Origin of the sequence: Streptosporangium sp. CA-115845 (assembly GCF_050943795.1) — a bacterium.
Classification (GTDB): Bacteria; Actinomycetota; Actinomycetes; order Streptosporangiales; family Streptosporangiaceae; genus Streptosporangium.
This window is the reverse complement of record NZ_CP191988.1, coordinates 2,081,433-2,103,716: the sequence shown is the minus strand read 5'-3', so window position 1 is coordinate 2,103,716 and position 22,284 is coordinate 2,081,433. Positions and strand designations below refer to the sequence as shown.

Genomic DNA, 22,284 nt, shown 5'->3' with positions numbered 1-22,284 from the left:
GGGACGCCCCGCCCGAGCCATGAGATCAAGTGAATCCGGCGGCTCCGGCGTTGTCTCAACCCTCCTGTGCGGAGCGTGCCGGAAACAGGCGACGAGACCACGTCTGTTCGTCGCTGTCGGATGTCAATTCGCCCCGCACGACGATGACGCGGCAGGGATCGGTGATCTGGTCGCTGATTTCTGCACTCTGCCGTCACCGAACGTGATCGACCAGTAACGTTCGGCCCGAAGAATCACCACCGGAGGACCCGCCGGGAGAGGCCGAGCCGATGCCACGTGCACCGCGCAGCGTCAAACAGCAGATGGACATCTTCAGCGCTGAACTCCGCGAGCGTGGTTGCACGTGGGCGGAGGTCGCAGCGGAGTTCCAGCGACGTTGGCACCTGAACTCCCGTCAGGGCTTCCGGGAGGCGCATCGACTCACACAAGCCAAGGTCTGCCATCTATGGAACGAGTACTGGCCGAACGAGCCACTGACGACCCGCAAGCTCGGGTCGTGGGAGGCTTGGCCTGGCCCCACCGGCAACGAGCCGCCGATCGCCGGTCTGAACCGGCTGGCCCGTATCTATCACTGCCGCACCGCCGATCTGGTCGACGGTGAAGACCACCGCGATGCCGACGAGCACAACGCCCCGGCCGCCCGGCTCCGGGGACGAGAACTGGTGGCCGCGGGAGCCGCGGGCAGCCTCTGCCACGAGGATATCCAGGGGGTGCTGGCGACCCTGCCGGCCCTGCCCGCCGGACCCGCGCCGGTCGGGTCGACCCGCGAGGAGGAGTACGACGCCCTCGTACGGGCTCTCGCCCAGTGGGCGGCGTCCATGAACCGGCGCGACGTGCTGGCCCTGGTCAGGGCCGCGGCGGCCGCGGCGGCGGCCTCTCCGCTGCTGGACCGGCTGAACGACGACGAGCTCGACCGGCTCGCCCTGATCGCCGCCGAGCCGTCCCGGGTGGACCAGGCGACGGTCGACCACATCGACGCGGTGCTGCATCACTGCATGCGCCAGGAGGACAGTCTCGGCCCCCAGTCGGTGCTGGGGACCGTGCTGGCCCAGCAGCACCTGGTGCGATCGCTGATCCCGGCCGCGTCGACGGACGAGGTGCGCGAGAGGTTGCTGTACCTGCTGGCCAACATCTGCAGGTTCACCGCCTGGGTGCTGTTCAACCTCAACGACTTCAACGGGGCGAACTACTACTACGAGCAGGCCAAGTCGGCCGCGCACCGGGCCGACAACGACGCGATGAACAGCTTCGTCCTGGCCAACTGGTCGCAGCTGGCGACCTGGCAGGGCGATCCCCGCCAGGGTGTCGAGCACGCGCTGGGGGCGCTGGCCTGGGGGCAGCGGGCCGGTAGCAAGCTGCTGGTGTCGTACGCGTGCGACGTCGGTGCCCGCGCCTACTCCGCGGTGTTGCGCCGCTCGGCCAAGACCGATCGCCAGAAGGACTACACCCGGTGCATGAGGAGCCTGGACCGGGCCCTCCGCGAGCTCGGCCACGCGGGCACGGAGGACGTGGGCGGTAAGCTGCTCTACTTCTACGGCGACGGGCAGTATCTGTCGACCAAGACCAAGTGTCTGCTGGACATGGGCGACGCCCAGGCCGCCGTCGAGATGGCCGCCCGCTCCCTGGCCCGGATCGACCCGACGTTCGTCCGCAACCTGGCGTTCAGCCGGCTGGATCTGGCGCGCGCGCATCTGCGGCTGCGCGCCATCGACGAGGCGTGCGAGCATATCGGCGAGGCCGCCCGCCTCACCTGCCGGAACACCTCGCCGCGGCTGGCCCGCTCGGTGGTGGAGATCCGCGAGGCGCTGAACCCGTGGGCGAGAACCCGCCAGGTGGCCGCTCTGGACGAGAAGCTGCATGCCCTCCAGCTCATCGCCTGACGAATCACCTCGCGAGCCGGCTCGCGAGCCGGCTCACCGGCGGCGTGCCGTGGGTATTTTCTCCAGCACCAGGATGTCGAAGACCGGGGCGGGGATCGGCGGGTCCAGCAGCTTGTGGGACACCTTCCGCCACCCCCACCGCCGGTAGATCGCCTGGGTCCGTGCGGCCCTGGGCTGCACCGACAGTGTCGCCCGCTCGGCACCGGATCCGGCGATCAGCTCGTTGTGGATCCGGTGCCCGACCCCGAGGCCACGCCAGCCGGGCAGCACCCCGTAGTCGATGATGGCGAACGTCCTGGTCCCGTTCTCGGTCGCGAACTCCTCATCGACCGGTTCGGCCAGCCCGGTCCACCAGCGGGCGTCGGCGGGCAGCAGGTACCCGTACCCGAATCCGACGAACTCGGGGCCGGAGCGCGCGGTGGTCAGCCGGAATCCGGGCCGGTCCGTCAGGCGGGGAAAGTAGGAGCGCTGGTTGGCGAACTCCGTGCCGTTTCCGTTGAACGGGGGCAGCGAGAACACCGCCTGGTAGAGGCCACAGATCGTCCCGGCCAGCGCGAGCGACTCCCGGCGGCCGCATGTCTCGATGGTCACGTTTTCGGTGGGGGTCATGCCCGCCTCCTCGCCTCCCTGGGACCGCCTTCCCTTGGTGCGGTTACTTACCCGTGGACGGGCGGGCGGCCGCTCCGGTTCCCGTACCGGGGGCGAGGCCGTGCGTCAGCCTTTCGTGACGTCGCCCAGCGGTACGGAGAGGTCGGCGAGCCGCTCCGGGCGGACGGTCGCACCGCTGCGGATCAGATCCTGGGCCGGTGCGATGCCCTCGTCCCACTGGTTGACGTGCATCCCCGCCACGACGCGCCCGCCGGCGAGCCAGAAGGCGTGGAAGGCGCCCGACTCCAGATCTCCGCGGATGACCACGGAGTCGTACCCGCCGGGCGCGAACCACCCGGAGAACTCCATGCCGACGTCGTACTGGTCGGTAAAGAAGTAGGGCGGCCGATCGTAGACGACCGGCCGGCCGAGCATGGCCTTACCCGCGGTCAGTCCTCCGTTGAGCGCGTTGGCCCAGTGCTCGACGCGGATGCGGGTGCCGTACCGGGGGTTGAACGCGTTCGCCACGTCACCGGCGGCGTAGACGTCGGGGTCGTCGGTGCGGAGCGACTCGTCGACGACGATCCCGTTCTCCACCGCCAGTCCGGCCCGCTCGGCGAGCTCGGTGTTGGGGTTCACGCCGACACCGACGATCACCACGTCGGCCGCGACCTCCTGCCCGTCGTCGGTGGCGACCGCGTGGACGCGTCCGGAGCCCAGCAGCCCGGTCACCTCGCGGCCGAGCCGCAGGTCGACGCCGTGCCGCCGGTGCACGTCGGCGAAGAAGGCGCCCAGTTCGGGGCCGAGCGCGGCGTGCAGCGGCACCGCCCTCGGCTCGATGACCGTCACCTCACAGCCGTACCCCCTGGCGGCCGCGGCGGTCTCCAGCCCGATCCAGCCCGCGCCCACGACGGCCACCCTGCCCCCGCCGCGGATCGCCTCGCGCAGCCGCTCCGAGTCGTCGAGACTGCGGAGGTAGTGCACGCCGTCCAGGTCGGCGCCGGGCACGTCGAGGCGGCGCGGTGAGGCGCCGGGCACGAGGAGCAGCTTGTCGTAGCGGATGCGCCGCCCGTCGTGCAGTTCCACCTGGTGCGCGGCCCGGTCGAGGTCCGTCACACGGCGCCCGAGCAGCGGTTCCACGGAGTTGTCCGCGTACCAGCCCTCGTCGTGGACATAGACCTTGGCCTTCTCCTCCTTGCCGAGCAGGTAGCCCTTCGAGAGCGGGGGCCGCTCGTACGGGAGCTCGGTCTCGGCGCCGATCAGCGTGATCCGGCCCGAGAAGCCCTCCTCGCGCAGGGACTCCGCCGCCTTGGCCCCGGCCAGCCCCGCTCCGACGATGACGAACGTCTGCTCGGTAGTCATGCTCTCCTTCCTATCCGATTCCCAGGCCGGTTCCAACGATCGCGAGAGGCCCGGATCCGGTGCGCCGGGTTGGCGGACGCCGGGCCCGCCCGGGGATCGGCGACTGATCGGCCTCGCGGCGGGACACCGGAGTGACGGGCACCGGGCGATCCTCCCGGGAAACGAACAACCGGATTGAGCACGCTTGTCGCAACACATCCCTCAAACGGGCGGTAAATCAGCGAAAGAAGTCCGGCCGGGGCACGATCCGCTTACTCTCGGGAATTCTCAGGAAAGGCACCCGAGCCGCCTGCCGGAAAAACACACCGGTCCTTCGTAATCCCTTTCGTACACGTCCCAGCGGGTTCTCCGCCGCCTGGTCAGGCCCGTGAAATCACAGGCGGCGAGGTCATGCAAGACCTCCAGCCGATTACCCGGGGAAATTTTCGTTTACCCTGCCGGAAACCAGATTCCGCACTCCAGGAAAGGCGGGCTTATATATTTCCTACGCCATCAAGCTCGCCCCGTGGACGGGAATGCCTACGCCCCTGCCCGCGGCGCGCCGTTTTGATAAGGAGCATGCCGCATGCCATTGAATCGACGATTCGCCCGAGTCACGGTCAGCTGCGCGTTCGCGGCGATCGCCGTCCTGAGCCTCGGAGCCTTCTCACCCGTACCGCCGGCCTCCCCGGGCGGCTCGCCGGCCTCCCCGGTCCAGCGGGTCGACCCGCCCCCCAGGCCCACGGCGCGCGCCCTGACCGCCGACGAGATCCGCAGGAGGGGGCTGGACAAGTACATCGACATGTCCCGCCAGCAGGAAACCCCTCCCAGGATCGTCGACACCAACCAGGGCAAGTTCGCCAGCGGCATCCTGTCGCCCGCCAGGCAGTTCTCCAACACCTCCGGTAACTTCACGTCGGGCTGCTGGTATCTGACGACCACGTACGGAGCTCCGGGCCTCAGCGGAGTCGGCTACCACACGTGGTGCGGCAACGGCGCCCAGGTCACGTACACCTCGGCGAGCTGCACGGGAAGCACCAACCTGCCCACCTACATGTACGAGGGCTGCCAGAACATCCAGGCGTACGGGGTCGGCTGGAACGTCTGGGACGTCACGGACGGATGGCGTTTCTGCACCTCCTACAACCCCTACACGGGCGTGTGCTCCTCCCGGTCGTACCCGTGGCAGAAAAACCGCTACGGGGCCAACGGCCAGGTCTGGCTCCTCGGCTGGGGCAACTAGACACTGACTCGCGTTTCGCGGCGGCGGCGCCGGCCTCACCAGGCCGGCGCCGTCGCCGTTCCGTTTCCCGGACCCGGCCGGTGGCGGGACAGGCATGACGAGCCCTGGCCGGGCGGACGCGACAGATAATTCACCACTTGTTGATTTATTGGCCTCTCCGGCCTAACGTTGCAGCACGCATCAGATGCAGCGACACAGGGAGCGGCCCGATGGACGGCGTGGAGCGTGACCGGCCGGCCGGCGACATCCCACCCCCGACGCTTCCGGCGGGGTCCCAGCAGGAGGCGCCCCCGCCTCTCATCCTGAGATTCGAGGACATCGGGGCGGAGATGCTGCCCCTGGTCGGCGGCAAGGCGGCCAATCTCGGCGTGCTCACCACCGCCGGATTCCCCGTTCCCCCGGGCCTGTGCGTCACCACCGAGGCCTACCGCAGGGTCACCGAACGGACCGCGCTGAAGGATCTGCTCACCGCGCTCGCCACCACGCCCGCCGAGGACGTCGCCGCCCTGAACGCACTGGCCGCCAAGGCCCGCGAGACCGTGCTCGCCGCGCCGGTCCCCGACGACATCGCGGACGCCGCGAGGAGCGGCGCGAACGGCCCCGTCGCGGTCCGCTCCTCCGCGACCGCCGAGGACCTGCCACACGCCAGCTTCGCCGGGCAGCAGGACACCTACCTCAACGTGGTCGGCGCCGACGCCGTGCTGGACGCGGTCCGGCGGTGCTGGGCCTCGCTCTGGACCGACCGGGCCGTCGCCTACCGGGCCGCGAACGGCATCGACCACGGCGCGGTGCGCCTGGCGGTGGTCATCCAGGAGATGGTCTCCTCCGAGGTGGCCGGGGTGATGTTCACCGCCAACCCGGTCACCGGGCGGCGGCGCGAGGCGGTGATCGACGCCAGTCCCGGTCTCGGCGAGGCCGTGGTCTCCGGCGCGGTCAACCCCGACCACTTCGTGCTCGACACCGCCACCGGCCGGATCACCGAGCGCCGCCTGGGAGACAAGCAGGTGGCCGTACGGTCGCTGGCGGGCGGCGGCGTCGAGCACGTCGAGACCCCCGCGAACCCTGTGGAGAGTGCCTGCGTCACCGACGCGCGACTGGCGGCGCTGGCCGAGCTCGGCGACCGGGTCGAGCGGCACTACGGGACACCCCAGGACATCGAGTGGGCCATCGACGCCGCCGGTGTGCTCTGGCTGACCCAGGCGCGTCCCATCACCACCCTCTACCCGATCCCCCACCACGCGGAGCCGTCCGCGACCCCGGCGGGCGGCGCTCCCGGGCCGGGCGGCACCCGGATCTACTTCTGCTTCAGCCTGGCCCAGGGTCTCCACCGGCCGATCACCCCCATGGGCATCTCGGCCTTCAGGCTGCTCTCGTCATCGGTGTCCGAGATGCTGGGGACGCCGGTGGCCGACCGGCCGGCCGGGGCCCCGCCCGTCGCCGAGGCGGGCGGGCGGCTGTTCTTCGACGTCACCGGCCTCATCCGCAGCCGGGTGGGCCGGGTGCTCTTCCCGAAGGTGCTCGACGTGATGGAGGCCAGGTCCGCGCGGGTGCTGCGCGGACTGTTCGACGACCCCCGGTTCGGCGTCACCCAGCCCTCGCTCCGGCCGCCGCTGCGCCGGGCGGTGCGGATCGCGGCCCGCTTCCACATCCCGCGACGTGCCGTACGGGCCCTGCGCGACCCCGCCTCGGCGCACCGGGACGTGGAGCTGCTCCGGGAGCGTCTGCGGGGACGGCTCCCGGCACCGCGGGGCGCCACCCCGGCCGAACGTCTCGACCATGTCGAGCGGATGCTGGGCGGCCAGGTCTTCCCGCTGCTGCCGGCCATCGCCCCGGCCGCGGCCGCCGGGTTCGCGATGCTCGGCCTGGCCGCCCTGGTGCTGGGCGACCGGGCCCGGCCCGGTGAGCTGGAGACGGTGCTGCGCGGGCTCCCGCACAACGTGACCACCGAGATGGACCTGGCGCTGTGGCGGCTGGCCGCCCGCATCCGCGAGGACGGTGAGGCCACCGCCCTGCTGCTCGGCACCCCCGCCGCCGAGCTGGCCGAACGCTTCCACGCCGGGACGCTGCCCGGCGTGCTGGGCGACGGCCTGGCGGACTTCCTCTCCGGCTACGGCGTCAGGGCGGTCGCCGAGATCGACCTCGGGCTGCCGCGCTGGTCGGAGGAGCCGACCCACATCCTCGGCGTCCTCGCCAACTACCTGCGGCTGGAGGACACGGCCCTGGCCCCCGACGCGCTGTTCGCCAGGGGCGCCGCCGAGGCCACTGTCATGATCAAGACCTTGGGCGGGCGCGCCGGGGGGCTGCGCGGGCGGTTCGTTCGCTTCGCGCTCGGCCGGACCCGCGCGCTGGCGGGCCTGCGTGAGATGCCCAAGTACGTCGTGGTGACCGCCCTGGCCGCGATGCGGGCCGAGCTGCTGGCCGTCGGTGCCGAGCTGGCCTCCCGTGGCCTGCTCTCCCGCGCCGACGACGTCTTCTTCCTGACCTTCCAGGAGGCCAGGGCGGCCCTCGGTGCCCCATCCGGACCGGAGGCCGCCGCGCCCGCGGCCGACGGCGACGGGCCGGTGCCCTCCCCCGCCCCGCCGGAGGCCGCCGCGCACCCGTCCGACGTGGCCGTACGACCCGCGCTGGGGGACCTCGTGACGCGGCGGCGTGAGGAGGCCGCCCGCGAGCTGCGCCGCAGGCACGTCCCCCGCGTCCTGCTGTCCGACGGCACCGAACCGGAGGCCGTCGCCGTACCGGCACCGGTGGACGGCGCGCTGACCGGTACCCCGGCCTCGGCGGGCACCGTCACCGGCGCCGCCAGGGTCGTCCTCGACCCGGTCGGCGCGCACCTGGAACCCGGGGAGATCCTGGTCTGCCCCTCCACCGACCCCGGCTGGACCCCGCTGTTCCTGACGGCGGGCGGCCTGGTGATGGAGATGGGCGGCGCCAACTCGCACGGCGCCGTGGTGGCCCGCGAGTACGGCATCCCGGCCGTGGTGGGCGTGAGCGGGGCGACCGAGCACATCGTCACCGGCCAGGAGATCACCGTCGACGGTGCCTCCGGTGTCGTCACCACCGCCTGACCACCGGCACGAGATGTCCGGCCGCCGTCTCCGCCCCGTTCCCCGGACATCTCGCGGCGAGGAGGCCGGTTCCGCTGTATGAGAGGCACCGTTCTGTCGCAACGTTGTGGAGGATCGGTACCACCGATGATGTTGTACGAACCCCTGCCGCACGTGTGGGCGTGGACACTGCCGCCGGAATCGCTGTCCGGACACAGTCCCATCAGGTAGTCGATGAACCGAGTTTTCCCAGCACTATTGGGCTCTGTATACCGCTTTTGGCAGATGATCTGCTGCATGCCCTGAGGGATTGCCCGCTGACGTCAACGCGGCTGTTTCCTGGGCCGCGTGCGGAAAATTCCGACAGGACGCCCTGATCACCTTAGTACATGCATATCGTTTCCCCTTCTTGCCTCCTGGCCGGTACGCGAACCGTCCCGACTTCAGGTGGCGCCGAATTCTGCCAAGGCCAGCGGGGCCAAGCCCTAATATGCCGCAGATCCGCCCCTGTGTCGTTGACTCGTAGCGCCAAGGACTTGATATTCCGTGCCAAGCCGGACGCGGTCCGCGCACTCGGCGCCGGCTCGAACCGCTCAGCGGTCCACTGCGGGGCGTCAACGACCCCAACCGGCGCGGCCCTGCTTGGGCGGTGGGCCAGGAGAAAGGCACCGACACCGTCGGCCCGGGGCCTCGGCGAAATGGCGTTGAGCAAGGTGATGTCCGGCTCCGCCGTACCACCCGCGGGGAGGAGCCGAAGGCCGCCCAGAAGGTTGCGGTCCGGTGAGAACTACGCCAGGATCCCAATTGCCGCCTTCCGCGAGTGATGGGTGATCTCCGACCCTCCTGGCGTATTCCCCTGACCCACTTCAAAGGGCGCGGGATTGCCCGTATAAAGCAGCATGAAATTGTTCATGGAGATTTAACTCGGGCGCGGAAGAGATGGGCTGCGGCTGACTCTTCATCAGCCGGTCCGGGATTCGGGTCTCTGACGCACCGTGATCCATACCGGTGGTCGGGCACTCTCCGGGCGATGAGCCCTCAGGCAGGACGGATCACCGAAGCAGGGAAGGGACGCCATGCAGACAGTGCCCAAGGTCCTCGCTCTGTGGAGCGCGCCGCGGTGCCGGTCCACCGCTTTCTTCCGCATGATGTGCGAGCGCGGAGACTTCCATGTGCTGCACGAGCCGTTCTCCTACCTGGCCGAGTTCGGCGAGGTAGAGGTCGACGGGAGGACCAAGGCGTCGGAACACGAGCTGATCGCCGCCATCCGTGGTCTGGCTGAGCGCGGGCCGTTGTTCTTCAAGGACACGACCGACGAACGCTATCCCGGCGTGATCGCCGATCCGGGTTTCCTGTCCCACGACGGCGTACACACGTTCCTGATCAGGAGTCCGGTGGCGACCATCGCCTCGTATCAGGCGATCAATCCGGACGTCGGGTTGCATCAGATCGGTTTCGAGGCACTGTACGAGATCTTCTCCGCGACCTGGGAGCGCACCGGCACCAAACCGGTGGTCATGGACGCGGATGATCTTGTTGCGGATCCGGTGACGATGACCCGCGCCTACTGTGCCCGGGTCGACATCGACTTCGTGGAAAGCTCTCTCACCTGGCGTCCGGAGTCCCGCCCGGAATGGCGGCCCAGCCGGCGCTGGCACGTCGACGTCAGCGAGAGCAGCGGCTTTCGCGCGGCACGGCGTGACTACCGCGTGGATGTGGCGACGCATCCGGTGTTCGGCGCCTACCTGCGGCACCACCTGCCGTTCTACGAGGAGCTTTACGCCCACCGCCTGCTTGCCTGACCGCGCGGGCCGTGGACGACGGCGCTCCGTTCGGGGCGGCACATGGTCGCCGGCCGGTCGGCCGGCGGTACGGGAGGATCTTGCTTCGGCTGCTGCCGAAGCCGCCCTTGGCAGATGGTGTGGCCGCGGGCGTTCGGTTTCGGGAACCAGAGACGGGGTGAAGGCGCGAGTGCGTCCCAGCGCTGAGGACAAGGACCTGATGCTGCGCGAGTGGAATGCGCCGGCGGTGCGGCGCCAGGGGAGTCCACTTCTCCACCAACTGGTGGAGAAGTGGGCCGAGACGGACCCCTCCGCGGTCGCGATGCGGTTCGACGGCGAGGAGATGTCCTACGCCGCGCTCGTGGCCGCCGCCGACCGGGTGGCCGGCGAGCTGCGTACCTCTTTCGGGGTGAAGCCGGACGCCGTCGTCGGGCTGCTGCTCGAACGTGGCCTGGAGCTGCCGGTCGCGATGCTGGCCGTGCTCAAGGCCGGCGGGGCCTGGCTGCCGCTGGATCCGCTCCATCCGCCGGAGCGGATCGCCGGACAGCTGGCCGACGCCGGGGCGATCGGGGTCGTGACCACCGCGGAGCTGGCCGGGTCGCTGCCCCCGTCGACACCCACACTGTGCCTGGACAAGAACTCCGGCCGGCCGAGCACGCCTGTTCCGCCGGTAGCCGAGGAGCGGCATCCGGACGATCTCGCCTACGTCATCTACACCTCTGGCTCCACGGGGCGGCCGAAGGGTGTCATGATTTCGCATCGATCGGCCGCCGAATTCGTGCTGAACGCGCGCGAACTCTTCCGGCTTCGCCCCACTGACCGAGTGCTTCAGTTCGCCAACCCGGCGTTCGACGTCAGCGTCTTTGATTTCTTCGCCACCCTCGGTTCGGGGGCGACGGTGGTGGGCGCACCCCGCGAGCTGCTCCTCGACATCGACGCGTTGCAGGAGCTCATGGAGAAGGAACACATCACGGTGGCGGACCTACCGCCTGCCGTGCTCCGGTTGCTCGACCCGGAACCGCTCACCGATCTGCGGGCGTTGTTCGTGGGCCTGGAGGCGTTTCCCGCCTCGCTGGTCAACCGCTGGCGCACGTCAGAACGGGAGTTCCACAACGGTTACGGCCCCACCGAGGCGACGGTGGCCTGCGTGGACTACACCTGCCCGTCCGAGCCCCTGGACGCGTCACCGCCCATCGGGCGCGCCATGCCCAACCATCGCTGCTACGTCCTCGACGAGACCTTCGAGCTGGTGCCGATCGGCGTCCCAGGTGAGCTTTTCCTGGCCGGCACCGGCCTGGCCCGAGGCTATCTGGGACGCCCGGACCTCACCGCCGAGCGCTTCCTGCCCGATCCCTTCTCCACGGCCGGCGAGCGCATGTACCGCACCGGCGATGTGGTGCGCTGGCGCCCGGACGGCCAGCTTGAGTTTCTCGGGCGGACCGATCGGCAGGTGAAGATCCGCGGCCATCGGGTGGAGCTGGGTGAGGTCGAGCATGCGCTGAGGGAGTGCGCCGGTGTGAGCGAGGGCGCGGCGGTCGTACAGGACCTCGGGAGCCCGCGCGCCGTACTCGTCGCGTACGTGATCGCCGCGCCCGGCGCGGCACCCGGCAGTGCCGCGATACGAGCCCAGCTCACGGATCGCCTGCCCCCGTACATGGTCCCGTCGACGGTGCTCTTCCTGGACAGGTTTCCGCTGACCGCCAGCGGCAAGATCGACCATGCCCGCCTGCCGAAGCCGACCCCAGCCGGTAGGTGACGCCTGACCGGCGGGACGGTCGACACTCACCCGCCGAAAGCCTCCAGCCATTCGCCGGCCGCGATCTCGGCGGCCCGTTCCCACGGCGGCCGGTACGGCATCTCGATCGCGTAGGCGCGGATCACCTCCCGATGCCTCCACACCTTCTCGAACGCGTCCGCGTACCGATCCAGCAGTGGACCGGCGTCGGGATGCAGGTGCGCCTTCTGGATCGTGAAGGAGTCCTCGATGACCCGTGTCGTGTGCGGGAAGTCCTCCTCCCGGTAGCCGACGCCTGTGATGGGCCACCGGTGATCACCGTACCCGCGCCGCTCCCGGAAGAAGGGTTGCGCGGGCAACGGCATCAGCTGGTAGGGGGACGCGGGCACGCCCTCCGCGCGCAACGCGCGCTGGACGGCCGCGCGCAACGGGCCCGCCATCCCGTCCTCCAGCCCGAAGGCGGAGGGCAGAACGCGGAACCGCAGGATGTGCCAGCTGTGCGTGCGGTCAGCCGGGGATGCCGGCGTGAGGTAGCCGGGCAGCTCGGTGATCCGTGACAGCATTCGCCGGATGTTGTGGTCGCGTTGCTCGAGTTCCGCCGGGAAACGGGCCAGCAGGCTTCGGGTGAAGGCGGCCTGAAGCGCGTTCGGTTTGTTGTTCCATCCCAGCATGTGGGAGACGTAGCTGCGTTCCCCACCTGTGGTCGCGGACTCGCCGAACTGCCGGAGCATGCGGGCGCGGGCGGCGTAGGAGGCGTCGTCCGTCGTAATGAGCCCGCCCTCGCCGCAGGTGGCGAGGTTCTTGCTCACGTTCAGGCTGAAGGTGCCGATGTCGCCCAGTGACCCGACCGGGCTCCCCCGGTAGCGCGCGCCCTGCGCCTGCGCGGCATCCTCCACGACCACGACGCCGTGCCTGGCCGCGATCGCTCTCACCTCGTCCATGTCGGCGGGCAGTCCGTGGAGATGGACCACGATGATCGCCCGAGTCCGGGCGGTCATCGCGGCCTGGATCGCCGCCGGGCTCATGTTGAAGCCGTCTGGATCGATGTCCACGAAGACCGGCGTGGCCAGCACGTGCAGCGGGGCCATCGCGGTGGCGACGAAGCTCAGCGCCGGGACGATGACCTCGTCTCCTGGACGGACCCCGGCGGCGGCGAGCGCGATGGCGATGGCGGCGGTGCCGTTGCTCACCGCCACACAGTGGTTGCTGCCGACGTGGGCCGCCCATTCCGCCTCCAGGGCGGGGATCTCCTGTTCGCCGGAGGAGGCGCAGGTGAAACGGCCGGAATCGAGCACCCTGCGCACCGCCTCCCGCTCCTCGCCGGTTACGATCGGCCAGGCGGGGATGCGCACGTCCCTCGGCACGGACCGGCCGCCGCCCAGCATCGCCAGGCGGTCGCCCACTCGTTCGGCTCGCTGCGTCGTCATAGTCGTGACATCTCCTGTTCCAGGTTCACCAGTACGGCCTCGTGGTCCTTCCGCAGGGCGTGTGCCCTGCGGGCCAGACGCTCGGGGGTCATTCCGCCGTCGCGCGTCAGAGCGGCCATGATGCGCACCGCCGACCAGTGGTGTGCGACGCGTTCCACCTCTCGGGCTCGTTCGACCAGGCCGCGTGCATCGACCGCACGGCCGGCGAGGGCAAGCCAGTCCGCGTGCAGAGCCGTGCAGGCGAGTACCGCGCCCGCTACCACGAACAGTTCGTCGGTGACGTCCTCGCCTGCGGCGAGTCGCTCCACCGCGCCCTGCAGGAATGCCTCCTGGCCGAGTAGTCCCAGATAGGCGCCACCGCTCGGCGGCGTGGCGAAGCCCGCAAGATTGCCGGTGATGATCTTCTTGATCCTGGCCCGGTCGAGTGGCGGCAGTTCGGCGGGGTCGATGCCCAGTTCCACCGACAACCACCGATTACCGATGTGGATCCCGGTGAAGAACATGTCCCTGTCGTGCACCGCGGGATTCCCGGAGTCACGCGCGGCGGTCAGCTCGTCGAGGCCGATCTCGCCGTGGAAGGCGGGTGGTACGGCGTCGAGCACGGTCGCCGTCCCCCGCTCCTCATCGAATCCGTGCACGACGATCAGGTGGTTCGAGTGCACGTCCTGGTAGGCCGGCCGGAACGGAAGGTGATAGTTGTCGACCGCCACCGCGACCGGGACGCCCGCTTCGACCGCATCGCGAACCTCACGTCGCCCGCCGGCGGCGTCCGCGGGCTCGTGCCAGCGGGAGCGCACCGGATGGTAGGGGGCGATCGCCTCCAGCAGGGACTCCCCCGGCGCGCAGGGGTAGTAGTACTCCTCACGGCGCACTCCTGCTGGAAAGTGGCGGAACGTCCACGCCGCGCCCAGCACGGGCAGCGCGGGCACGCCTCGCTGCTCAAGCAGGGTGGCCAGGCAGCCGTGCAGGCAGCCGGCCAGGTCGTGGCGCCATGGCCGGACGTTCGCGACGAGTGCCCTCACGAGATCACCGCCGGAGCGGGGGTGTGGAGCAGTGTGACGGCGAACAGATGGATGGCCGGGTTGTCGGGCAGTCTCACGGCCGAGAGCTCGCCCGGGCGCGGCACCGGCAATCGTTGCCGCCAGATGACGGGCGCCATCCGCCGCTCGACATGGCGCGGGTAGTGCATCCGGCCGAGACGGAAGGCTGCGATCTCCCCGAAGCGGGGCTCGGTCTGCGGCCAGAAATCGGACACCCTAAGCCATTCGGATTCGACGGTGCCGTCCTCGTAGTACAGCCAGATGGGATCTTCGGTGCGGCGCTCGGCGGCACAGAGGAGCTGTATCCAGTCGTAGCGGCCGACCGGCAGGTCGACCAGCTGTGCTTCGCAGCGGACGTTGTCGGGGCCGCCGGTCGCGTGCGCGGGGAACAGGAAGGGGATTCCATCGATCATCACCGATGGGCCGGCCGGCAGCTCGTCGGCGGGAAAGGTGTTCCCCCAGATGTTGAAGGCTCCGGCGAGCAGATGCTCCGGGTGCGTGATGCCGGTGTTGTTCAGGTACGGGATCAGCGATACCTCGGTCGCTTGGCGATGGTCGTTCCGTGGCGGAAGCCGGGTCACGAGGAAACCTCCTACGGCAGCGGGGAGGATCGGCCGGCACGCGTGCCGGCCGGTCAAAAGCGATACAACGGTGGCTCGGCGCCCGGCGGCAGCCGGCACCAGGCGTGCAGGAGAGGATGCACGCCCCGAGGCATGACGTGACTCCGCACAGCGTCGCGTTCGGCCGGGAAGACGAGGAAGCCGCCACTCCCCCGGGGCCGGCCCGGGGCCAGGCGGCGGAAGAGCATGTCCGCCGCACCGGCCGGGGTGCCGCGCCACAGATCCAGCCCGGCCACCGCGGCGCCGGGGAACGCGGCGGCTCCCCGGCGAACCTCTTCGTGATCTCCGATCAACGCGAGCAGGGCGTCGCGGGTCAGCAGCCACAGCAGCAGCAGGTCGCTCCGCGGAGGTGGGAGCGCCATTCCGCACGGTTCCGCCGAGGCGAAGGCGGTGCCGGGCCGGCGTTCCATGGTGACCTCGGTCAGCGGTTTGTCACCGCTCGGCCAGTGCCTGACGGCGCGGAAGCCGAGCCGCGCGTACAGGGACGGCAGGCAACGCTCCACCACCGCGTCCAGGCGGAGCACCGGAATCCGCCGGTCCACGGCCAGCCGGTCGACGGCGGTGACCAGGGTTCGGGCCAGGCCCCGGCCGCGGGTGGACGGGGCCACCGCCAGCCTGCTGAGCCGCCAGCTCCCCTGGGACGTCGTCCGGACGCGGAGCGCACCGAGCGGCCGCCCGGCGGCGTCTTCGGCCAGCCAGACGGTGGTGCCCCCGGCGACGTCCGACATGACCTCGGCCGGGGTCTCCCTCGCTCCGTCCGGCATGGGCAACCCGGACAGCGGATCCGATCCGCGGTACGCCGCCCGGGTGAGCGCCGCGATCTCGACCGCGCGGTCGCCGGCCTCCCGCGCGGACAGCTTCCGCACCCGCCGAGGGGACGCGCCGGCGGCCCGTGCGGTCAGAGCAGCAGGCAGCGGGCCCGAGGTCACCTCGTGCCGTCAGCCGCTTGGCGCGGCGACAGGGGCCGCCGGTTCGTCCGGACCTCGGAGATGTGGGCCGGGCATTCGGCCCTGCCACCGCGCGGGCCCACCTTCAGCCCTCCGCTGGGGAGTGCCTTCCCCACCGGCCGGATGGAGTGCCGAGCTTCCACGTCGCGTACGGCGGTGTACTCCGCACCGTCGTCCGATAGTGCAGGCATGATCGCCTCCTGACTAGTTGGGATGCAGTCCCATGAATTCGAGCCCGGTCTCCTCCGGCCATCCGAAGCGGATGTTCAGGCACTGCACGGCATTGCCGGCACCGCCTTTGACCAGGTTGTCCAGTGCACCGATCAGCACCACGTCGGTTCCGTCCGCGCTCACGGCGAAACCCACGTCGCAGAAGTTCGATCCGCTGAGGATCTTCGGATCGGGCAGGCGGTGAATTCCCCGCCGCTGGGCCACCACACGGACAAACGGCTCGTCCGCGTAGGCGGCACGGAACGCCTGGCGCAGGTCCAGCTCACCGGCTCCGGGCGAGAGCCTGGCCCGGCACAGCACCTGGACACCCCGCACCGCTTCCACCCCGGTCGCCGTCATGCGGATCGGCAGGCCGGTGGCCTGGGTGATCTCCGCCTCGTGCCGGTGGCCCGCGGGCGCGTAGACCCGCATCGCGCCGCTGCGTTCCGCGTGGAGACCGGCGGCACCGGACGACAGGCCCGATCCGCTGGAACCGGTGCGGGCGTCCACCGTGACCGTTCCCCCGATCAACCCGGCCGCGGCCGGCGGGCGGAGCGCGAGAATCGCGGCCACCGCCATGCAGCCTGGCATCGAGACGCGGTCGGCGTGCCCGAGCTCCGCACGACCGTATTCGGGCAGGCCGGCAACGAACGCGTCGATCAGCTCGGGCGCCGCGTGCGCGGTCCGGTAGTAGCGTGCGTAGATCTCAGGGTCGCGGAGCCGGAAATCGCCCGACAGGTCGATCACGACGGCGGTCCGCTCTCGCAGGCTCGCCACCATGTTCATGCTCGTGGTGTGCGGCATGGCGATGAACAGCACATCGTGGTCGCATGACGTGGTGGTCAGCAGGTCATGGTCACTGAACGTCAGATCCGTCCGCCCACGCAGGTTCGGGTGCGGCCCGTCCACGCGGCGCCCGGCCAGCGAGCGCGACGTGGCGGTGACGACCTCGACGTACGGATGGCCAAGGAGCAGCCGGAGCAGTTCGCCGCCGATGTATCCGGCGGCGCCGGCGACGGCTACCCGGAGCAAGACCGGTGTCTCGTCACGAGATGGTCCACGATGCGCTCGGCCACCGAGACCCGGTCCCCGAGCGACTCCTGGAACCCGCTGAACTCGACGCCGTGGTTGACCTCCAGCACATGGAGCCGGCCGTCGGAGTCCTCGATGAGATCCACGCCGGCGATGTCCGCGCCGACTGCGCGTGTGGCCATGACCGCCAGGTCGGCGAGCTCGGGCGACGGAGGGAAGGCGGTCATGTCGGCACCGCGCGCGACATTGTGCCGCCAGCCGGGACCGCGCCGGTACGCCGCGCCGATCGGCTCGTCACCGATCACGATGGCGCGGATGTCGCGGTCCGGTCCGGAGATGTATTTCTGGAGATACACGATATGGGCGGCCGGAGAGGGGAGCGCGGCGATGTGCTCCAGCACCGCCTCCGCGCCTTCCCTGTCGCGTAGTCGCGCCACCCGGCGTCCCCAGGAACCGACGAGGGGTTTGACCACGGCCGGATAGCCGATCGATTCAAGTGCGTCGAGTGCGGCATCCGGCGTGAGGGCCAGGACCGTGACAGGGGTGGGGAGGCCGGCATCGCGAAGCGCCACCGAGCTGCGATATTTGTCACCGCAGGTCTCGATGGCCTGGGCGGAGTTGACCACGAGAGCGGCTGCCGCCTCAAGAGCACGGGCCGCGGCGGCGGCACGTGCCTGACCGATCTCGCGATTGAGAACGATCTGCTTCCGCTCGGGGCGGTGCTGCTGGAGCGTGTGCCACAAGGTCCGGCTGTCGAGGTAGGCGTAGGCGACGCCCCGGCGGTCCATCGCCTCAAGGATGCGCTTCTCGTCGGTTCGCAGGCGCGATGCCACGATGCCGAACGGTTCCGAGCCCAAGGCAGGCGTCACTCGCCCCAATCCTCTTCGACCTCGGGGGCCAGTGCGAGTTGCGGTGGTCCGACGGCGATGAGTTCCAGCTCGACCGCGCATTCGCCGCACACGAAAATCTCGCTCGGTTTTGGTGCGTTACCAAGGGCGACAGAGGCGCCACATTCAGGACATTTCCCCATTACATCATCCTCGCAAGGAGAGCGACACAAAACGTGTCGACGATGTTTCGATGAATGGTGTGATGGCTTGCCGGCAGGGAGCAGGAAAAACAGACTCCGCACACCGGCACATGCCGCACAGCCCCCGCTGAAAGGCCCTGCAGGTCGCCGATCATGACGCAAGATGCGGGCGGCTGGCAACCCCCCAAGTGCCGCGTCGCTGTGGGCGGAATCCCGATCCCGCCCGGCCTGCCGAATTTTGTTCACCGAAATCAAGGCGCTGACCTGCCAATATGCAAGATTTTTAAGGCTCGGTTCAGCGGAAGACCAGTGGCTGAATATTGATCAGCCCGCTCGGGCCGGTCTACAGTGAGCCGGACTCACGCCGCCTGGGGCACATGGCGGCGTCAACGGGGATGTGCGGGTAGAGCCATGCCGTCTGCTGGGCGAGAAGCCCGCGGTGATCGGCCGAAAATGTCTCCGAGCCGCCAAAACAGGGGATGTCAATGCAGAAAACCGTCATTGTCAAATGTGGTGGGAATGCCGCTGTCGACGTCGTAACCGTCTGCCGGAATATCGCCGAACTTCGAGGCGAAGGCGCTGCTGTAGTCGTCGTGCACGGAGGTTCCGCGGACATCGATCGGCTGGCCGCCCGCCTGGGTGTGGCCACTCGCCGCATGTACGCGACGGACGGGATGTCCGCGCGCTACACGGACCCCGCCACGCTCGAGGTCGTCCAGCTCGCCCTGGCCGGTGCCGTCAAGCCAAGGCTGGTCACCGCCCTTCTCAAAGCCGGTGTGTCGGCGATCGGGCTGACCGGGGTGGACGGCGGATTGGTCCGAGCACACCGCAGGACGGCGCAACGCGCGACCGTGAACGGAAAAAGGGTCGTGGTCCGCGACGATCACAGCGGCCGCGTCACCGGGGTCGATGCCCGGCTGCTGACCATGTTGCTCGCCGCCGACCACACCCCGGTGATCTCGCCACCGGTCCTGGCCGCCGACGGCCGCCCGGTCAACGCGGACGCCGACCGGGTGGCGGCGGCCGTCGCCGTCGCGCTCGGAGCGAGCGCGCTGGTGCTGCTGACCGGCGTGCCCGGCGTCCTGGCGGACCCGGCGGACGAGGCAGCGGTACTCGACGTGTGCGAGGTACCCGCTTCCGGACCACCGCCCTACGTCGGTGGAGGTATCGGCACGAAACTGGTGGCGGCCCGCGAGGCGCTGGTCGGAGGCGTCCCTCAGGTGATGATCGCCCAGGGTGCGCGCCCTCGTCCGGTTCACCGCGCGCTGGCCGGGGAGGGCACCCGCGTCATTCTTCGCGCACCGGAGCCGACCACCGGGCCGGACGCTCGCACCCCGACGAGTGCCCGATGATGACCGGCGAGAGCGCGGTCCACCTGCTGCACGGCATGCTGCGGATCCCCTCCCCATCCGGCTACGAGGCGGAGCTGGCGGACTACGTGGTCGGCGCCATGCGGAGGCTCGGTTACACCGCCCACGTGGACCAGGCGGGCAACGCCGTCGGTGAGATCGTCCGAGGCCCGGGACCGACCGTGATGCTGGTCGGCCACCTCGACACCGTGCCTGGCGATCTGCCGGTACGCGTCGACGGGGACCGACTGTACGGACGCGGCGCGGTGGACGCCAAAGGCCCCCTGGCGGCGATGATCCGCGCGGCGGCCGGGGCGGAGTTCCACGGCACGCTCGTGGTGGTGGGCGCGGTGGGCGAGGAGACCTCCATGTCACCCGGCGCCAGGCACCTGCGTGCGACGCGTCCGCAGCCGGACATGCTCATCGTCGGCGAGCCGAGCGGCTGGGATTCGGTGGTCCTCGGGTACAAGGGCAAGCTCGATCTCAGGTTCCGGGTGGAACGCGCCGCGACCCACGACACCAACCCGGCACCCAAGGCAGCCGAACTGGCGGCCTCGGCGTGGTCGCTTCTTTTGGAGATCCTCGGTCCGGACGTGGGACACGACGGCTTCGACACGCCGGGTCCCACGCTCGTCTCGATACGCGGCGACGGTGTCTCGGCCGAAGCGGACTTCAGCATCCGCCTCCCGCCGGGGTTCGATGTGCCGAGTCTGGTGACGACGCTGCGCGCGTGCCTGCCGGACGGCACCCTCCAACTGGTCAACTCGGTACCGGCGTGCAGGGTCGACCGCCGCAACCCGGTGGTGCGCGCCCTGGTCGTCGGCATCCGGGCGCAGGACGGCCGGCCACGTATGAAGGTCAAGACCGGCACCTCGGACATGAACACGCTGACCGAAGTCTGGCGAGTACCCGCGGCGACATACGGCCCCGGGGACGGCAGGCTCTGCCATGCCGGCGACGAGCACATCCTGGTGCCGGACTACCTGAGGAGCATCGACGTCCTGACCCGTGCCCTGCACGAACTCGGATGTCATCCCGCCCACCGGCCCAGCCCCCTGGCCGAGGCCGCACCGCACGGAGGGGTGTCGTGGTGACCCCCACGGAGGACGACCTGGCGGCGCACGCGCACCGGGTGCGGGAGCTGATCGTGCGGATGTGCGCGACCCCGGAGGGCGGCCACCTGGGCGGATCCATGTCGCTGGCCGAGATCCTGGTGACGCTGTACTTCCGCGTCCTGCGCATCGATCCGCGGCGACCGGACGACGCAGGACGGGACATGTTCGTGCTCAGCAAGGGGCACGGCGCCATCGCGCTGTACGCCACCCTGGCGACCCGGGGGTTCTTCGACGTGAGCCGGATCGCCGAGTACGGCCGACCGGACAGCGCGCTGACCGCTCACCCCAACCCCGCCGTACCCGGCGTGGAGATGCCGACCGGGTCGCTGGGACACGGGCTGGCCATCGGGGTCGGCGTCGCGCTCGACTCGCGGCTGTCCGGCAGTGACCGCCGGTGCTTCGTCGTCATGGGGGACGGTGAACTACAGGAAGGCTCGGTATGGGAGGCCGCGATGGCGGCCGGCTCGCTCGCCCTTGACGGGCTGACGGCCGTCATCGACCGCAACGGCCTGCAGATCACCGGGCCGACCGAGGACACGGTGGGTCTGGAACCCCTGGCCGACCGCTGGCGCAGCTTCGGCTGGTCGGTCGTGGAGGTCGACGGGCACGACCCACGGCAGCTCCAGGAGGCGTTCGCCCCCGCGCGGCGGCTCGCCGGCCGGCCGACCGTCGTGCTGGCGCGCACGATCAAGGGCCGCGGGCTGGCGTACGTCGAGGGGCAGACCCGGAGCCACTACGCGCGCCTCGGTGGAAGGCAGCAGCAGCGCGCCCTCGCCGCGCTCTCCGCCCGGCGAGCCGGGAAGGAGCAGAAAGGATGACGGTGGCATCGACACCGCCGCACCAGGCGGCGAATCCTCCGGATCGGGCCGCCGACCGCGCGAGCCGTGACGTCTATCGCGACGTCCTGGTGGAACTCATGCGTGCGGACGAGCGGATGATCTGCCTGGACAGCGACACCGGACTCTTCTCGGCGGTCGACTGGGGTGCGGCCGCGGAGCGCTACATCAACCTCGGCATCGCCGAGCAGAACCTCATGGGAGTGGCCGCCGGGATGGCCAAGATGGGACGCGTCCCCTTCGTCAACACCATGGCGACGTTCGCCGCCACCCGCGCCCTGGAAGCGGTCAAGATCGACATCGCCCTGAACAACCTGCCCGTGCGGATAGCGGCGACCCACGGCGGCCTGTCCGCCGGCCATCTCGGCCCCACCCACCACGCGCTGGAAGACCTCGCGGTGATGCGGCTCCTGCCGAACATGACCGTGCTGTCCCCGGCAGACGCGACGAGCACGGCACAGCTCACGCGGGCCTGCGCCCATCTGCCTGGGCCGGTGTACCTGCGGCTTGGTCGCAACGCCACGCCCGATCTCGCGTCCGGCCTGCCGCCGGTCCGCATCGGCCGGGCACGGCGGCTGCGGTCAGGCGACGACGTCACCCTGGTGGCCACCGGCCCCTATCCCGTCCTGGCGGCGCTGTCCGCAGCGGACGAGCTGAGCGGCGACGGCGTCGAGGCGACCGTACTCGACATGCACACCGTCAAGCCGCTGGACCAGGCGGCACTGGTCGATGCCGCGCGCACGACACGCGGCATCGTCACCGTGGAGGAACACTGGGCCGCCGGCGGCCTGGGGTCGGCCGCGGCGGAAGTGCTCTGCAGGCTCGACGTCCGCTGCCCGGTCCTGCCGGTCGCGGTCCAGGACACGTTCGCGGTGGGCACGGGCGGCCAGCGTCACCTGCTGGAGCGTAACGGTCTCACGCCGGAGGCGGTTGTCGCCCACGTACGGCACCTACTCGGTCCGGCCTTGACCCGATCAGGCCGACAGCGATTGGAAAGTCCTTGACCTCCCCGGCGGAACCTCGTGAAACGCTCGTCTTCTCCGCGCCGGCGGGCGATGTCGAAGTA

General features: G+C 70.3%; 19 protein-coding genes. 9 read left to right on the top strand and 10 right to left on the bottom strand.

Annotation, left to right across the window (positions count from 1 at the left end):
* Nucleotides 1-269 precede the first annotated feature (269 nt).
* A complete protein-coding gene (locus tag ACQP0P_RS11860; protein WP_433374846.1) occupies nt 270-1,880 on the top strand; it encodes a hypothetical protein in 1,611 nt (536 codons plus the stop codon).
* 33 nt (nt 1,881-1,913) lie between these two features.
* On the opposite strand, the gene ACQP0P_RS11855 is transcribed toward ACQP0P_RS11860, so the two are convergent.
* Nucleotides 1,914-2,489: a GNAT family N-acetyltransferase gene (locus tag ACQP0P_RS11855; RefSeq protein WP_433374844.1), complete on the bottom strand. Its 576-nt coding sequence runs from the start codon at nt 2,487-2,489 to the stop codon at nt 1,914-1,916.
* Nucleotides 2,490-2,594: 105 nt separating this feature from the next.
* Nucleotides 2,595-3,830 (bottom strand): NAD(P)/FAD-dependent oxidoreductase, encoded by a 1,236-nt coding sequence (locus tag ACQP0P_RS11850; RefSeq protein ID WP_433374842.1) that lies wholly within the window; start codon nt 3,828-3,830, stop codon nt 2,595-2,597.
* 565 nt (nt 3,831-4,395) lie between these two features.
* Here ACQP0P_RS11850 and ACQP0P_RS11845 point away from each other — a divergent pair.
* From ACQP0P_RS11845 to ACQP0P_RS11830, 4 genes are all read left to right on the top strand, one after another.
* Nucleotides 4,396-5,052, top strand: a complete 657-nt coding sequence (locus ACQP0P_RS11845; RefSeq protein WP_433374839.1) for a hypothetical protein — start codon at nt 4,396-4,398, stop codon at nt 5,050-5,052.
* Nucleotides 5,053-5,261: 209 nt separating this feature from the next.
* Nucleotides 5,262-8,117 (top strand): PEP/pyruvate-binding domain-containing protein, encoded by a 2,856-nt coding sequence (locus ACQP0P_RS11840; protein ID WP_433374836.1) that lies wholly within the window; start codon nt 5,262-5,264, stop codon nt 8,115-8,117.
* Between the two features lie 1,055 nt (nt 8,118-9,172).
* Nucleotides 9,173-9,898, top strand: a complete 726-nt coding sequence (locus ACQP0P_RS11835) for a sulfotransferase family protein (protein ID WP_433374833.1) — start codon at nt 9,173-9,175, stop codon at nt 9,896-9,898.
* A gap of 169 nt (nt 9,899-10,067) precedes the next feature.
* The gene (locus ACQP0P_RS11830) at nt 10,068-11,633 is read left to right on the top strand and encodes a non-ribosomal peptide synthetase (RefSeq protein ID WP_433374831.1); all 1,566 of its coding nucleotides are present in this window, start codon (nt 10,068-10,070) and stop codon (nt 11,631-11,633) included.
* A 26-nt stretch (nt 11,634-11,659) separates the two neighbouring features.
* Here ACQP0P_RS11830 and ACQP0P_RS11825 read toward each other — a convergent pair whose 3' ends face one another.
* From ACQP0P_RS11825 to lysW, 8 genes are read right to left on the bottom strand one after another with little or no spacing between them, the layout of a single operon-like run.
* Nucleotides 11,660-13,039: a DegT/DnrJ/EryC1/StrS family aminotransferase gene (locus ACQP0P_RS11825; RefSeq protein ID WP_433374828.1), complete on the bottom strand. Its 1,380-nt coding sequence runs from the start codon at nt 13,037-13,039 to the stop codon at nt 11,660-11,662.
* The gene (locus ACQP0P_RS11820) at nt 13,036-14,061 is read right to left on the bottom strand and encodes a BtrH N-terminal domain-containing protein (protein ID WP_433374825.1); all 1,026 of its coding nucleotides are present in this window, start codon (nt 14,059-14,061) and stop codon (nt 13,036-13,038) included. The genes ACQP0P_RS11825 and ACQP0P_RS11820 overlap by 4 nt, the downstream gene beginning before the upstream one ends.
* Entirely contained in the window at nt 14,058-14,660 is a 603-nt protein-coding gene (locus tag ACQP0P_RS11815; RefSeq protein WP_433374822.1) for a hypothetical protein, read from the bottom strand. Before ACQP0P_RS11815 ends, ACQP0P_RS11820 begins: the two co-directional genes overlap by 4 nt.
* A gap of 53 nt (nt 14,661-14,713) precedes the next feature.
* Nucleotides 14,714-15,565 carry a GNAT family N-acetyltransferase gene (locus ACQP0P_RS11810; RefSeq protein ID WP_433374819.1) on the bottom strand — a complete coding sequence of 284 codons (852 nt, stop codon included), beginning with the start codon at nt 15,563-15,565 and terminating at the stop codon, nt 14,714-14,716.
* Nucleotides 15,566-15,624: 59 nt separating this feature from the next.
* Entirely contained in the window at nt 15,625-15,837 is a 213-nt protein-coding gene (locus ACQP0P_RS11805) for an MbtH family NRPS accessory protein (RefSeq protein ID WP_433374817.1), read from the bottom strand.
* A 13-nt stretch (nt 15,838-15,850) separates the two neighbouring features.
* Nucleotides 15,851-16,888, bottom strand: a complete 1,038-nt coding sequence (gene argC / locus ACQP0P_RS11800) for an N-acetyl-gamma-glutamyl-phosphate reductase (protein WP_433374814.1) — start codon at nt 16,886-16,888, stop codon at nt 15,851-15,853.
* Nucleotides 16,876-17,757 (bottom strand): RimK family alpha-L-glutamate ligase, encoded by an 882-nt coding sequence (locus tag ACQP0P_RS11795; RefSeq protein WP_433374811.1) that lies wholly within the window; start codon nt 17,755-17,757, stop codon nt 16,876-16,878. Before ACQP0P_RS11795 ends, argC begins: the two co-directional genes overlap by 13 nt.
* Nucleotides 17,754-17,918 carry a lysine biosynthesis protein LysW gene (gene lysW / locus ACQP0P_RS11790; protein WP_433374809.1) on the bottom strand — a complete coding sequence of 55 codons (165 nt, stop codon included), beginning with the start codon at nt 17,916-17,918 and terminating at the stop codon, nt 17,754-17,756. The genes ACQP0P_RS11795 and lysW overlap by 4 nt, the downstream gene beginning before the upstream one ends.
* Nucleotides 17,919-18,397: 479 nt before the next feature.
* Between lysW and ACQP0P_RS11785 the strand changes: the two genes are divergently transcribed.
* Genes ACQP0P_RS11785 through ACQP0P_RS11770 form a run of 4 tightly spaced genes read left to right on the top strand, consistent with a single transcriptional unit; the run spans nt 18,398 to nt 22,222 of the window.
* Complete coding sequence (locus ACQP0P_RS11785; protein ID WP_433374806.1) at nt 18,398-19,270, top strand: [LysW]-aminoadipate kinase; 873 nt, start codon at nt 18,398-18,400, stop codon at nt 19,268-19,270.
* Nucleotides 19,267-20,361: a M20/M25/M40 family metallo-hydrolase gene (locus ACQP0P_RS11780; RefSeq protein WP_433374803.1), complete on the top strand. Its 1,095-nt coding sequence runs from the start codon at nt 19,267-19,269 to the stop codon at nt 20,359-20,361. The genes ACQP0P_RS11785 and ACQP0P_RS11780 overlap by 4 nt, the downstream gene beginning before the upstream one ends.
* Entirely contained in the window at nt 20,355-21,200 is an 846-nt protein-coding gene (locus ACQP0P_RS11775; protein ID WP_433374800.1) for a transketolase, read from the top strand. Before ACQP0P_RS11780 ends, ACQP0P_RS11775 begins: the two co-directional genes overlap by 7 nt.
* Nucleotides 21,197-22,222, top strand: a complete 1,026-nt coding sequence (locus tag ACQP0P_RS11770; protein WP_433374797.1) for a transketolase family protein — start codon at nt 21,197-21,199, stop codon at nt 22,220-22,222. The genes ACQP0P_RS11775 and ACQP0P_RS11770 overlap by 4 nt, the downstream gene beginning before the upstream one ends.
* Nucleotides 22,223-22,284: the final 62 nt, after the last annotated feature.

What these genes read in the sequence shown, in the direction of transcription:
- ACQP0P_RS11825 (WP_433374828.1), bottom strand. Translation starts at nt 13,039, where the DNA reads ATGACGACGCAGCGAGCCGAACGAGTGGGCGACCGCCTGGCGATGCTG.
- ACQP0P_RS11805 (WP_433374817.1), bottom strand. Translation starts at nt 15,837, where the DNA reads ATGCCTGCACTATCGGACGACGGTGCGGAGTACACCGCCGTACGCGAC.
- ACQP0P_RS11780 (WP_433374803.1), top strand. Translation starts at nt 19,267, where the DNA reads ATGATGACCGGCGAGAGCGCGGTCCACCTGCTGCACGGCATGCTGCGG.
- ACQP0P_RS11835 (WP_433374833.1), top strand. Translation starts at nt 9,173, where the DNA reads ATGCAGACAGTGCCCAAGGTCCTCGCTCTGTGGAGCGCGCCGCGGTGC.
- ACQP0P_RS11785 (WP_433374806.1), top strand. Translation starts at nt 18,398, where the DNA reads ATGTCAATGCAGAAAACCGTCATTGTCAAATGTGGTGGGAATGCCGCT.
- ACQP0P_RS11855 (WP_433374844.1), bottom strand. Translation starts at nt 2,489, where the DNA reads ATGACCCCCACCGAAAACGTGACCATCGAGACATGCGGCCGCCGGGAG.
- ACQP0P_RS11770 (WP_433374797.1), top strand. Translation starts at nt 21,197, where the DNA reads ATGACGGTGGCATCGACACCGCCGCACCAGGCGGCGAATCCTCCGGAT.
- ACQP0P_RS11845 (WP_433374839.1), top strand. Translation starts at nt 4,396, where the DNA reads ATGCCATTGAATCGACGATTCGCCCGAGTCACGGTCAGCTGCGCGTTC.
- ACQP0P_RS11840 (WP_433374836.1), top strand. Translation starts at nt 5,262, where the DNA reads ATGGACGGCGTGGAGCGTGACCGGCCGGCCGGCGACATCCCACCCCCG.
- ACQP0P_RS11860 (WP_433374846.1), top strand. Translation starts at nt 270, where the DNA reads ATGCCACGTGCACCGCGCAGCGTCAAACAGCAGATGGACATCTTCAGC.
- lysW (WP_433374809.1), bottom strand. Translation starts at nt 17,918, where the DNA reads ATGGGGAAATGTCCTGAATGTGGCGCCTCTGTCGCCCTTGGTAACGCA.
- ACQP0P_RS11850 (WP_433374842.1), bottom strand. Translation starts at nt 3,830, where the DNA reads ATGACTACCGAGCAGACGTTCGTCATCGTCGGAGCGGGGCTGGCCGGG.